At 60.4% G+C, this 12,588-nt stretch carries 11 protein-coding genes; all 11 read left to right on the top strand.

Annotated elements, in window-relative coordinates:
* The first annotated feature begins 1 nt into the window (after position 1).
* Genes BSK43_RS01295 through BSK43_RS01250 form a run of 11 tightly spaced genes read left to right on the top strand, consistent with a single transcriptional unit; the run spans position 2 to position 12,549 of the window.
* Positions 2–2,521 (top strand): VirB4 family type IV secretion/conjugal transfer ATPase, encoded by a 2,520-nt coding sequence (locus BSK43_RS01295; protein WP_047636028.1) that lies wholly within the window; start codon positions 2–4, stop codon positions 2,519–2,521.
* Positions 2,499–3,671 carry a lytic transglycosylase domain-containing protein gene (locus BSK43_RS01290; RefSeq protein WP_077472855.1) on the top strand — a complete coding sequence of 391 codons (1,173 nt, stop codon included), beginning with the start codon at positions 2,499–2,501 and terminating at the stop codon, positions 3,669–3,671. The genes BSK43_RS01295 and BSK43_RS01290 overlap by 23 nt, the downstream gene beginning before the upstream one ends.
* 22 nt (positions 3,672–3,693) lie before the next feature.
* Positions 3,694–4,485 carry a hypothetical protein gene (locus BSK43_RS01285; protein ID WP_047636026.1) on the top strand — a complete coding sequence of 264 codons (792 nt, stop codon included), beginning with the start codon at positions 3,694–3,696 and terminating at the stop codon, positions 4,483–4,485.
* On the top strand, positions 4,482–4,724 hold the full coding sequence (locus BSK43_RS01280; RefSeq protein ID WP_052227961.1) for a hypothetical protein: 243 nt from the start codon (positions 4,482–4,484) through the stop codon (positions 4,722–4,724). Before BSK43_RS01285 ends, BSK43_RS01280 begins: the two co-directional genes overlap by 4 nt.
* Positions 4,700–5,851: a type IV secretion system protein gene (locus BSK43_RS01275; RefSeq protein ID WP_246662469.1), complete on the top strand. Its 1,152-nt coding sequence runs from the start codon at positions 4,700–4,702 to the stop codon at positions 5,849–5,851. Before BSK43_RS01280 ends, BSK43_RS01275 begins: the two co-directional genes overlap by 25 nt.
* Positions 5,827–6,561 carry a type IV secretion system protein gene (locus BSK43_RS01270; protein ID WP_047636024.1) on the top strand — a complete coding sequence of 245 codons (735 nt, stop codon included), beginning with the start codon at positions 5,827–5,829 and terminating at the stop codon, positions 6,559–6,561. The genes BSK43_RS01275 and BSK43_RS01270 overlap by 25 nt, the downstream gene beginning before the upstream one ends.
* Positions 6,562–6,578: 17 nt before the next feature.
* Entirely contained in the window at positions 6,579–7,391 is an 813-nt protein-coding gene (locus BSK43_RS01265; protein WP_244509919.1) for a TrbG/VirB9 family P-type conjugative transfer protein, read from the top strand.
* 9 nt (positions 7,392–7,400) lie between these two features.
* Positions 7,401–7,811, top strand: coding sequence for a hypothetical protein (locus BSK43_RS35505; RefSeq protein ID WP_246662468.1), 411 nt, complete (start codon positions 7,401–7,403; stop codon positions 7,809–7,811).
* 13 nt (positions 7,812–7,824) lie between these two features.
* Complete coding sequence (gene virB10 / locus BSK43_RS01260; RefSeq protein WP_246662467.1) at positions 7,825–8,736, top strand: type IV secretion system protein VirB10; 912 nt, start codon at positions 7,825–7,827, stop codon at positions 8,734–8,736.
* On the top strand, positions 8,733–9,782 hold the full coding sequence (gene virB11 / locus BSK43_RS01255) for a P-type DNA transfer ATPase VirB11 (protein WP_047636021.1): 1,050 nt from the start codon (positions 8,733–8,735) through the stop codon (positions 9,780–9,782). The genes virB10 and virB11 overlap by 4 nt, the downstream gene beginning before the upstream one ends.
* Positions 9,751–12,549, top strand: a complete 2,799-nt coding sequence (locus BSK43_RS01250; RefSeq protein ID WP_047636020.1) for a type IV secretory system conjugative DNA transfer family protein — start codon at positions 9,751–9,753, stop codon at positions 12,547–12,549. The genes virB11 and BSK43_RS01250 overlap by 32 nt, the downstream gene beginning before the upstream one ends.
* Positions 12,550–12,588 lie beyond the last annotated feature (39 nt).

Below are 12,588 nucleotides of genomic sequence, written 5' to 3'. Positions count from 1 at the left end.
GATGAACACGATGGCGAGATCGCTGAAAGGCAGTCTATCGAAGGGTTGGGAAATTTTCGCGGATCGCCGTGTCGCAACCCACGTCCCTTTCTATGTGCCGATCGAAAACGGCATCATTCGCCTGAAGAACGACTGCCTCGTCTCGACCCTGAAGCTCACCGGCTTTTCTTTCGAGACCGCCGATATCGAAACGATCAACATGCTGCAGCGGCAGCGTAACGCCGGCTTCCGTGCGATCTCCTCGATCGGCAGCTTCGCACTCTATACGCATGTGGTCAGACGTAAGGTCGCGCCGTCGTTGCCGTCCGTCTTCGCCGATCCCTTTATGCAGCGCCTCGATCACGTTTATCAGGCCAGCATCTCGAAGAACGAGATGTTCGTGAACGACACTTATGTTTCCCTCGTCGTGCGCCCAATGTTCCGGAAGGGCTCGGCGCTTTCCCGCCTCATGGGCGCCGGCGGCACGATCGTGCGCAAGGAACAATTCCGGGCAATGCGCGACAAGCTGATCGAGGCGACGCGGGCACTGGAGAAATCGCTTTCCGTCTATGCCCCGAAGGTTCTGCGCGACGTGCAACGCATACAGGTTGACGTCGGCGACAACAGGACGATCTTCCGCGACGTCTCAGAAGACATGGTGATTGACGAAGCAGCCCGCAAAGTCTGGTTCTCCGAACAATGCGAGTTCTTTTATACGCTCCTCAATGGCGGACGCGTCCGGCCGATCCGGCTTGGAAACATTCCGATCGACGAGATGTTGCCGGCCCGCAGGACATCGATCGGCAACCGCGTCATTCACCTGCAAGGCGACAGATCGGACGACGATCGTTACGCGGCGATGGTCTCTCTTAAAGAATATCCGCCAGAGACCGGTGCCGGTATGCTCGACTATGTCCTTAAACTGCCATTCGAGCTGGTGCTGACCCAGTCGATGTCCTTTGTCGACGATATGACGGCGCGTAGCCGGATCGAACGGCTGGACCGCCAGATGACGAAGGCCGACGAAGGCGGATCGAGTGTTCAGGCCAACCTTGACATCGCTCGGGACGAACTTGCCCGCAAACGGGTCGCTTTCACCGAGCATCATCTCACCGTGATGCCGATCGCGAAAACCACAGCCCAGCTTGACGACGCGGTCGCCCTGATCGGCAACGAACTTGGCGCACTCGGCGCCTCCTATGTCCGCGAGGACCTGAATGCGGAGCCCGCCTACTGGGCGCAACTGCCTGGCAACCAGGCCTACATCGCGCGCCGCGCACTGATCTCAACGCTGAACTGCGCCGGCTTAAGCAGCTTTCACGCCTATCCCTATGGCAAACCCGACGGCAACCACTGGGGGCCGGCGATCACGATCTTCGAGACGACGTCAGGCACGCCCTTCTTCTTCAACTTCCACCAGGGTGACGTCGGGCACACGACCGTTTTCGGCCCGACCGGGTCGGGTAAGACCGTCATCATGTCCTTTCTTATCCTGCAGGCCTACCGCGTTAGTCCCCACCTGAAGACGATCGTCTTCGACAAGGATCGCGGCCTCGACATCATGGTGCGGGCGGCGGGCGGAACCTACATGACGCTGGAGCCCGGCCAGCCGTCAGGTTGGAACCCGCTGCTGCTCGAGGATACTGAGGAGAACTGCGTTTTCCTCTACGGGCTCCTGAGCTTCATGCTGAAGCCGTCTAAGGAAGGCGAAAGCCTGACGCCGCAAGAAGAATCAATCATCCGCAATGCGATCAAATCCGTCCTCAAGACGAAGGACAGGTCGTACCGCCGTCTTTCGTCGTTGCGCGCACTGCTCGCCGGCAGCGAGAGGACCGAGGGCAGCCTGATCGCCCGGCTCGACAAATGGGTCGACAAGGGGCCTTACGCCTGGCTCTTCGACAATGCCGAGGACAATCTTGATATCTCGCGACCGATGATCGGCTTCGACATGACGTCGATCCTCGACGATCCGACGGTGCGCACCGCAGCCCTTCTCTACATGTTTCACCGGCTGGACGAGATCTACGACGGCAGGGCGCCGATCATCAATCTGATGGATGAAGCCTGGAAGCTGCTCGACGACGACGAGTTCAAGCGCACCATGAAGGACTACTTCAAAACCATCCGAAAGCGGAACGGTCTCGTCATCTTCGGCACGCAGTCGGCCGACGATGTGGTGCGCTCCAGCGTCAGCCGGACGATCATCGAACAGACATCGACGAACATCTTCTTTGCCAATCCGAAGGCGGATGAAGGCTCCTACATGGATCACTTTGGCCTGTCGCGGGCAGAGTTCGAATGGGTGAAGAACGGCGATCCGAGCTCGCGTTTCATGCTGATCAAGCAGGCAAAGAACAGCGTGATCGCCCGCGTGGACATGTCTCACATGCCGGACTTCATCAAGGTGCTGTCCGGTCGCGAGGAGACGGTCCGCGAGGTGGAGATGCTGCTCGACGAATATGGCGACGATCCAAAAAACTGGCTGTCGAAATTCTGCGACTGGGATGGGGTGGCGGTCGATGAGCAACGCAAAGCGTCTTGAGAGAGCCGCGGCCGGCGCTTTCGCCGTCGTCGCACTTTTCGCCGGAACCGCGGGCCATGCGCAGCTACCGGTGATCGACAACGCTCGGCAAAAGATCCAGCAGGCGACCCTGAACTGGTATCAGTCCTATCAGGCCGATACTCGCAAGGTCAAAGGTGCCTCGGGCGGCACGACCGATAGCTTCGCGCCCGGTCAGGGTTCGGGGGCGCCCGCCGATTGCTCGGCCGACGGCATGGGTGGAAACGCTGCACCGGCTGCGCCAGCCCAGCGGACGCCGAGCCAGCAGGAAGTCGCCAGCATGGTCGAAGAGGAGGCGATCCGGCAGGGTGTCGATCCGAATTTCGCACTGGCGATCGCCGAGCAGGAGTCCCGCTTCCGCCAATCGGCACGGTCGGCGGTCGGCGCCACCGGTGTCATGCAACTGATGCCGGGTACCGCCGCGCAGCTCGGCGTCAACCCCTATGACACGCGCGACAATATTCGCGGCGGCGTCAAATACATCAAGCAGCTCCAGGGGATGTTCGGCGACCGCTACGACCTGATCGCCGCCGGCTACAATGCCGGCCCCTATCGGCTGTCGCTGCAGAACGGCCAGATTCCCAACATTCCGGAGACCCAGGACTACGTCAAAAAGGTCTCTGCTTATTATGCCCGCAACAAGGCTCAGAATGGCGATCGGACGCCAACGGAGGCCCCAACCGAGACCGAAACCGCCAGCTACGGGAATGGCTGCGGCGAGCAGTTGAAGAAGGCCGTCGACCGCAACACGCAGGCGCAGGTCGAGCGAGGTTCGGTGTGGAACGATCTGCTTGGAAAATCCATCGCAGCGAACCAGCAATATCTCCAGCGCCTGCAGGCGGGGCTGCAATCGTCGTCGGCAAGCCTGCGCGGCAGTGGTGGTGGAAATTCCGGAGATCACGACGGCTCGCTTGTCATGGCCGAGATTCGGTGCCCGACCAACATCATCGACACCGGTGGCACGCGCTGTTTTGCCGTGCCGACCTCTGCCACCACCGAACAAATCCAGCGCTGGCTGTCCGACCTGCAGGATGAGGCGCGCAGCAATGGCACGGTTGCGACCTTCACGGCGATGCAGGATCCAGCACTCGGCCTCGTCACGGTCGTCGATTCCCGGCCGACAGCAAACTGAACAACGAAGTGAGGTTAGGCATATGAAGACAGCAGTGATCGCACCGGCATTCGCCATCCTACTCGTCTCACACGCACATGCGCAGGTCCCCGTCAAAGATTCGGAGAACATCTCCATCAGTCAGGACATTAAGCGCCTGTCCTCCGAGATCCAGCAGGACACCTCCGTCGTCAAAGACAACACGACGAAAACCCTTCAAGCGATCACCGGAGACCGGACGCAGGATGCCAGCCAGTTTGCAAAGCTCGCGACCGGCAATGGCTTCAGCATGGGACAGGCGCCAGACTTTAGCACGGTGCTATCGAGCAACGCCGCAGTGTTCGGTGGGATCGGCGGCCAGTTCCAGAACACCGCAGCCAAACTGATCAACGGCCTCAACCTCGTGAAGATGGTGGTCGATACCGTCAAGGGCGGCGAACTCTCGGGCGCAAACCAGGCCTATTCGCAGGGGATCAATGCCCTGACGACGCTGACGGCCCTTACCGACGCGATGAACAGCGCCACGAAAGATCGGCAGAACTCGTTCATGCAGGCCACACAGCAGATCGGAACGGCGAAGGATCTGAAAGGGGCCTTGGAGGAGAACACCCAGATGGTGCTTCAGGGCAACCAGACCGCCAACGAGGCTGTCGGCTCGCTGAACAACCAGGTCATGCTCCTGAACCAGCAGTACAAGGCAGCCCTTGCAACGTCGTCGCAGAACCTCAAGACCTTCGCCCCGCTTCCCGACAGCGTGATGCGTGACGGTGCGACGCAGACGCAAGGCGCTTCGGTTCGCGATCAGCTGAAGGCCCTTGAGGATCAAAACCAGTGAGGGCGTTTCTTGTCTTGATGTTCACCGGTGCAGTGCTCGCCGGTTGCGCCGGAAAGTACGAGCAGCTCGCGAAATGCTCGGCTGACGAAAACCCTGTGCCGGCACTCGGTTTCGTATCCGAGCCCACGACCACGGCCGTTGAGAATGCGGTCGCGGGCGCCGTCAAGCACGATTGCGGCCCGATGCGACCGGTCAATAATTTTCAGGATGACACATGGATCCCGTCAGCTACGCAATAAATTTCTATGGCGACGCGCTTCGATATTTCGACAAGATCAACGAGGCCTCTCTGGAAAGGGCCTGGGGGCTGTTTGCCGAAAACAGCAACCTCGTTTCCGGCATCCTCGCGATATTCCTGATCCTCTATTTCCTCTGGGGCGCGCTCGGACTGTCTAGCGTTTCGCTTCAGGACATGGCGATCACAGCATTCAAGATCACGCTTGCCTATGCCCTCATCATGTCCTGGGCGCTCTTCTACGACAATATCGGCCAGTTCGTGCTGTCGGCGCCCCAGGATCTGGGATCCGCGATATCTTCAGCGATGGGTGGGCAATCGGCCGGAACGGACATCGCCCAGCAAGTCGCCAGCATGTCGCGAAAAGTCTACGACTTTGCCATGCAGCTCTTCAATTCCTACGAGTCCGGATGGCTGCCGAATGTGACAGGCGCCGTCGTCGTCTTTATCGTGCTGGTCTTCGGACTGCTGCCGATGCTGCTGATCCTCACAGGCGTCACGCTCTTTGCCAAGATGATCACCGCCGTCATGCTTGCAATCGGTCCGATCGCCATTCTCTGCTATTTCTTCGGCATTACCCGCTTTGTCTTCGACGCCTGGGTGAGGGGCGTTGCCTACGGCATGTTCATGCTGCTCTTTACCTATATCATGGCCGGGCTGTCGTTCGGATTCCTGATCGGCATGATGGATACGATCAACGGCGACATGGCCACCAAGGAGAACGCACTGGCGATCGTGCTCGCCATGGTGCTCTACCTCGCGCTGATCTCCTATTTCATCTTCCAGGTACCGGATTTCGCCCGGACCTTCGCCTACGGCGCGGCCTTCTCCAGCGTTCCGGGCGGGGGTGGCGTGGACACGGCCTACAATACCGCGCGCAGGCGCCTCTCCTCCAGTAATTCCCGCGCCGGCCAGGCTGCGGCAATAGCACTTAGCACGCTAGCCGGCCCAAGGGGCGCCGTGACGGCCGCGGCACTTGCGGGTCGCGGCAGTGTCGCGGGCGCCGGCGCTCTCGGCCGTATGTTACCAATCGCCGTCGCAACAGCGAATGAGGCTGTGGCGACGAGGATCAGAGATTTACTCATTGCGACTTCGAGGTTTGAGATTTGGCATTGTTCAAAAGGCAATTGAAGCCGGCGCCGGCCGATCGTGTCCCCGGCCCGCAAGACATCTACGATCAACACCTCTCATGGGGGGAGAAGAACCGCTCGCTGCGGACATTGATCGGTCTCATCCTGCTGGTCTTTGCAGTGGCAGGCTGGATCGTCGCGGGCGTTCTGTCCTTTTCCGTTGCGCAGCTCTTTCCGCTCGTTCGAACCGAGGTCGTGCCGCTGATCGTCGACAAGAACACCGGCTACATGGAGACAGTGACGACGCTCGACAAGGACCGCTCGAACGTCTCCGAAATCCAGGCCGTTCGCGCCTCGTTTGTGGGTAACTACGTCATCCGCCGCGAGACCTACGATCCCCGCTATCTCTCCGAAAACTTCGACATGATCGCCCTCTGGTCGGATCCCGATGCGGCAGCCTTCAAGGATTATTCGGAGTGGATGAACCCTTCCAATCCGAGAGGCCCGGTCAAGACCATGGGAACGACTGGCGAGATCCGGCCGGAAATCCTGTCGGTCAATCCGCTCAACGCCTCGACCATGTCAGTGCGCTTCGAGACGAGAGAGCGGGAGCGGGGAGGCGAGGTCGTCAATCGGTGGTCCGCGACGGTTCGCTACCGGCAGATCAATCTGCCTGCCAGCAATCGGGTTAGGCTCTATAACCCGCTCGGCTTCGTGGTCACCGAATATGTGAAAGTTCCTGAAACCATGCCTTCGGGGCTCGTTCAATGAGTCGGAGGATGGCTGGAATGATCATGTCACTGCTCCTGGCAACATCATCGGCGCAGGCCGAGCTCATTGCCCGGCCTGGCAGGCTCGATCCTCGGGTGCGGACCTTGCCCTATTCGGCCGAGCAGGTCTTCGTCGTGACCGGCACTTACGGGATGGTGACGACCATCCTGTTCGGTGCCGATGAGGAGATCACGCAGGTCGTCGCCGGTGACACGGTCTCCTGGCAGATACTCACATCGGCTGACAGGCGCTCCCTCACCCTGAAGCCGATGGAAAAAGACGCGCCGACCAACCTCTCGGTCGTGACCACAAAGCGCACCTATTCGTTCGATCTGGAGGTGAACGAGAGCAAGGCCATCCAGAACCAGACCTTCAAGCTGCAGTTCATGTACCCAGAAGACGCTGGTTTAAAGGGCACGGCCGAGCTTTGGAAGCAGGCGCAGGACGCCGAGCGCAATCCCAACATCAAGAACATCCGCCGTGACAAGGTCAATTACGACTATGGCTTCAAGGGCAGCGATACCGCCAAGCCACTGTGGGTGTTCGACGACGGCCTGAAGACCTTCATGAAATTCACCGGCGATGTGCCGGCGATCTTTATCGTCGATAACAAACGGCGGGAGAGCCTCGTCAATTATCGCCGTGAGGCGGACTACATCGTCATCGACACGGTCTCGCGGCAGTGGACGCTGCGCTACGGCACCGAGAACGAGACCTGCCTGTTCAATCTCAAGACCGCTCCAGCCGATGTGCCGGCGCCGATAGAGGGAGCGGTGGCGCCCAAGCGGCTGGGCTCGGCGGGCGTCAGCGCCGCATCAAAATCACGATAGGGAGGCACGATGTCTGATCCGAACTATCACTCCATCGAAAACGACACAGCGATTGGCGGGCAGGTGAGGCGCTCGGGCATCGGGCTGATGCGGCCGGTCGCCGCGGTGGCGGCGATCGCCGGCATCGGCGTCGTTCTCTATTTCCTGTTTTCCGGCGGGGAGCGGGAACCGACAGTCGACAACACCCCACGGGAAGAGTTCCGTCCGGTCCAGGCGCCGAGAAACGAAGGTTTCAATCCGCCGGCGCCGCCGCCCTTGCCGACTGTCCAGGTGCCCGAGGCGCCACCTCCGCCACCACCCCCCTCCGCCGGCCCCTGTGATCCCGGCCCCGGTCCAGATCGCGCCGCCGGTCGATGTCGATTGCTCAAGGGGAAACAACCCGGACAATCCAAAATGCATCGAGCTCGCCCGGCAGGCTAAGCTTCTCGAGCGCGTGCGCTCTACAGCCGTTGTCTTCGATCAGTCCGAACAAACGAACGGTGCAGCACGGGCTTCGTCCGATACTTCAGGAGCTGGTCTGTTCGGGGCGAACAGCACGGCCGGAGCATCTACGGCGATTGGGGACACTGGCGGGGCGGTCGATGGTGATCGCGCCTTTCTGAAAGCGATGGGTGGCCAGGGGGTGGAGGTCTCGGTCGCCGCCGAGAACCGCCGTATCGATGCCTGGATCCCGCAGGGCACGATGATCCGCGGCACGCTGGAGACGGCGGTCAATTCCGACCTTGCCGGCATGGTGAAGGCGATCGTCCGAGAGGATGTCTATTCCTTCGACGGCCGGCGCATCCTGATACCCGCCGGCTCCTCGCTGATCGGCGACTACAAGTCTGGTGTGGAACGCGGCCAGGAACGCCTGTTCATCGTCTGGACGCGCATGATCCGCGGCGACGGCGTTTCGGTCCAGCTCGGCTCCTACGGTACGGACCGTCTCGGCCGCTCCGGCATGACAGGTGTCGTCGATCGGAAATATTGGGAGCGGTTCGGACCGCCGGCGCTCCTGACCATGATCGGCGGGGTGACGCAATACATTGCCCAGCTCGGTCAGAAACAGGATCGCAACATCACGATCGTCAATACGGACGGAACCGTGACCAGCATTCCCCAGGATAACGGCACCACGTCACAGGATCGCGCGCGCGAGATCGCCTCCGAGACCATCGCATCGGGCATCCAGCAATTGGCGACCGAGGCCTTCCAGGATACGCGCAACATCAAGCCGACGATCCATATTGCTCAGGGCTCCGATATTACGGTGTTCGTGACGCGGGACCTTGATTTCTCGGATCTCTATCCGGACCCGGTGCGCGAAGAGTTCGACCGCTTGCGCAGAAAGAAGGCCGCCAAATGAACGCGCGCCTGTCGATCTCCGCCGAACAGCATTTTCTCTCCGAGGCGCTCGAACCCATCCGACCTTTTCTCGACGATCCCGTGGTGGTCGAGATTTCTTGCCAGCGCAGCAACGAAATCTGGCTCGAGCGGATCGGCCAGCTCAGCATGATCAGGCAAGAGATCGATGGGCTTGATCAGGAGGCGATCCGCCATATGGCGTCCCGCGCTGCCTCGTTCACCAAGCAGACCGTCAATGCCGAACGTCCGCTGCTCTCGGCGACGCTCACCGACGGCGAGCGCGTCCAGTTCGTGCTCAATCCGACGTCGGCCACTGGTCACGCCTTTTCCATCCGCAAGCAATTCATCCGACGCTTCGACCTCGACGATTACGAGAGAGCCGGAGCTTTCCGCTTCACCAAGGTGACGGGAGACGACTATATCGATGATGTCGATATCGAGTTATCGCGCCTGCTGCGGGCCGGAAGGACGCGCGCGTTTCTGGAGCTCGCGGCGATCAACCATCGCAGCATGTTGATCTCGGGCGGCACGTCCACCGGCAAAACGACATTCCTCAATACGATGCTGACGGCGATCCCGGACCATGAGCGTTTTATCCTGATGCAGGACACGGCCGAGCTTGAACCGCGCCAGGAAAACGTCGTCTCGCTGCTCGTCTCGAAAGGCGGCCAGGGCGAGGCGCGAGTCACGATGACCGACCTTCTGGCCTCTGCACTGCGCCTCAGGCCCGACCGGATCTTCATGGGCGAACTACGCGGCGACGAGGCTTTCGACTTCCTGAACGCGATCAACACCGGTCATCCGGGATCGATGTCGACCATCCACGCGAATTCTCCGCATCATGCCTTCAACCGGCTGTCGACCCTGGTGCTCAACAGCAATGTTCGCATGGAGCGCGACGACATCATCCGCTACATCCGCTCGATCATCCCGATCGTGGTCCAGTTGAAGAAGAGCGATGCTGCCGGCGGCCGCGGTGTCAGCGAGATCTATTTTGCAGACGAGGTGGACGAAGATGGCAAGCGTATCCACGGGCGCAGAGGCTGAACGCCCGAAGTGGACGAAGTTTCAGGAGGTCTCGGCCTTCACATTCCCGGTCGCCGTTCTCGGCGCCGTGCTGATATGGCTGCTGTTCTTCACGCTGATCTACGACCTGTACGTCACATCCTTCGGGTCGACCTCCTATTACGACTACATTGCGCAGGCCCGCGTTCTCGACAGTATTGCCTACACATGGTCGGTCATCCGCGCGCGAAACACCGTCGGACTCTCGATCTTGGCTCTAGTCCTGGCCTCGCCGTTTCTGTTTTTCCTTTTGTGCTTGTGGATGCTCAAAGGCGGCAGGGCGCTGTCGCGCAAGATCCTCTACCTCCTGCATATCCGGTCGATGTTCACCTTGATCGCGCATACCGCACTCATCTTCGCGGCTGCTTATGCCGCCGTGATCGTCTACGGCGTTGTCTTCTATCTCGTCGCAAGCAGAGCTGGTGGGTATGCCGCTATCGCCGATTATTATGGGGCCCATCTCGCGGCGATGTATCAGGTCCCCTTTGGAGCCACCGACGCGGCCGGTACGTTTCAGCGGCCGTCACGCCAGATAGTGCTTGCGGCGCTCGCCGGTCTGGCCGCGGCGGGAGCGCTGGTTGGGTTTCCGATTGGGGCGGCGATCCAGAAACGCCAGCGCATGATCATGGGCAAGGCGCGGCTGGCGACCCTGAAAGATGCCGCCGATTTCCGGCTGCGCGATAAGCACGGGATTGTGCTCGGTCTCAAGCAGGGCCTTCTTCTGCGCAACGATGGCGACCAGCATGTTATGGTCATCGGCTCGCCGGGACAGGGCAAGTCGCGCGGCTTCGTCATTCCGACGATGATGAGCTTCAAGGGATCGCAGATGGTCCTCGACATGAGCGGCGAGCTGTTCGAGGAGACGTCGGGCTATCTGAAGGACCGGGGCTACGAGATTTTCCTGCTGGCACCAGGATCCAAATTTACAGACGGTTACAATCCACTCGACCTGATCAGTGCCGATCCCAACCAGCGGATCACCGACCTGCAGAAACTGACGCAGATGTTGCTGCCGGAGCGCCTGCGGTCCGATTCCTCCGACTTCTGGGAGGAGAGTGCCAGAATTCTGCTCACGGCGATGCTCGGCTTCGTGCTTGAATGCCCTGATACCCGCAAGTCGCTGAGCGAACTCTACCGCATTCTCAATTCGATGTCGGACGAGCGGAAGGCGATCATCCAGCTGCTGGAAAACTACGAGGCGGTCCTTTCCGACCAGACCCGCATGCAGCTCACGAAGTTTGCCGGCCGGCACGAAAAACTCGGGGAAGGTATCGCGGCGGAGATCGTTGCCAAGCTCAATTTCTTACAGAACCCTCTCGTGGAGGCGCTGACCTCGATTACCACGATCCCGATCGACACGATCAGAACGCGAAAATTGGTGATCTTCATCCAGGCTGACTGGAACGCGATGCAGATCTACGAGCGACTGATCTCGATGTTCATCCAGCAGATGGCCGACAAGCTCGTGCAGATGGGACCGCTACGCAATGGCGAGCACGAAGTGCTGATGATGCTCGACGAGTTCGGCAATGGCGGCCGCATAGACACCGTGCTGACTCTTGCGCCGCTGATCCGCAAGAACGGCGTTCGCTTCGTCTTCATCCTGCAGGACGGTGCCCAGCTCGAGCGGCTTTACCAGCGCTCTGGCCAGAAGATTCTGATGGGAGCTTCGACGATCAAGCTGTTCATGAACTTCCAGAACCAGGAGGACGCGGCCGCCGTCTCAGCCGCCGCCGGAAGGACGACGGAGTGGGTAGAGCAGTCCTCCTATTCCCATCGGCATGGTCGCAGGCAACGATCGATCTCGAAGGTGCCGGTGTCGGTCGACCTTCTTCCCGTCAACACGTTGATGATGATGAAGCCGGAGGAAGCGATCCTTCAGGTCACCGGCATGCCGCTCATGCGCATCATGAAGCTCGACTCGGGTGGCGAGCGGATGTTTTCGAAGGTTCAGAAGTTCAAGCCAGTAATCAGGCCCTGCATGGAGCCGGTCGAGTGGACGATCGCTGATAGCGAGGCCGTCTGGCCCGGCGCGCCAGCGCCTGAAACAACGCCGTTCGCAAGAACGGCGAGCCAATTGTCGGGCGCCGGAATGGACGTCGATTTGGGTGCCATCGAGCGACCCCGGGAGGCACAGAGCGTCCGCTTCATCGTCAAGGAGGGCGTACGTCATGTCTATATCTCGTCGCTCGATGAACTTCGTCAGCGTCTGGATCTCGACGAAACGCGCGAAGCCGGCGTCTCGGAGGACGAGCCTCGGGAGGAAAACCAGAAAGCTGAGCAGAACAAGCGACCCGGTACGACGGCCAATCCCCCAGCAACGCGCCCAGCTGCGCGCGGTTCCGGTCCCATGGAGGTCGAGAACGTCCGTATCGAGATAGATCAGGCGAAGCTGGATCGTAATGTCTATCAGGGATCTCCACGACCTCGACATCGGCTTGATCGCACTTCGGATATCCAAGACGAGGCTGGAACTTCCCCTGGATCGGTCCTCCTGCGGCGACAGGAGGTCCGGGGCGCATTCGGAGCGGACATCAAGGCCTTGAACGACGCAATTTTTGAGCAGGCTGACGCGGGCTCGCTCGACCCGATGGAGTTGAACGCCGATGTCGAGCTCTTGATCGGAACCCTCTCCGGACGCTTGGCTGAGGACAGTTCGAAGGCATTTCTGCGCGAATTTGCCAATCTTGCTCGCGATCCGCTGCGCGAAGACAGCGCGCGACATGACGACGCCGACCGGGTTGAATAGGCGGTAAGTGCCGAAATGGGGAATACGCGCCTGAGATTG

The organism is Rhizobium sp. P44RR-XXIV, assembly GCF_001999485.2.
In the GTDB taxonomy this organism is placed as follows: domain Bacteria; phylum Pseudomonadota; class Alphaproteobacteria; order Rhizobiales; family Rhizobiaceae; genus Rhizobium.
Note: the sequence above shows the minus strand (reverse complement) of the source record. Positions and strands in the feature narration are given on the sequence as shown.

Excerpts from the sequence above, each read along its gene's own strand:
- BSK43_RS01295 (WP_047636028.1), top strand. The coding sequence starts at position 2 with ATGAACACGATGGCGAGATCGCTGAAAGGCAGTCTATCGAAGGGTTGG.
- BSK43_RS01290 (WP_077472855.1), top strand. The coding sequence starts at position 2,499 with ATGAGCAACGCAAAGCGTCTTGAGAGAGCCGCGGCCGGCGCTTTCGCC.
- BSK43_RS01285 (WP_047636026.1), top strand. The coding sequence starts at position 3,694 with ATGAAGACAGCAGTGATCGCACCGGCATTCGCCATCCTACTCGTCTCA.
- BSK43_RS01275 (WP_246662469.1), top strand. The coding sequence starts at position 4,700 with ATGGATCCCGTCAGCTACGCAATAAATTTCTATGGCGACGCGCTTCGA.
- BSK43_RS01265 (WP_244509919.1), top strand. The coding sequence starts at position 6,579 with ATGATCATGTCACTGCTCCTGGCAACATCATCGGCGCAGGCCGAGCTC.
- BSK43_RS35505 (WP_246662468.1), top strand. The coding sequence starts at position 7,401 with ATGTCTGATCCGAACTATCACTCCATCGAAAACGACACAGCGATTGGC.
- virB11 (WP_047636021.1), top strand. The coding sequence starts at position 8,733 with ATGAACGCGCGCCTGTCGATCTCCGCCGAACAGCATTTTCTCTCCGAG.
- BSK43_RS01250 (WP_047636020.1), top strand. The coding sequence starts at position 9,751 with ATGGCAAGCGTATCCACGGGCGCAGAGGCTGAACGCCCGAAGTGGACG.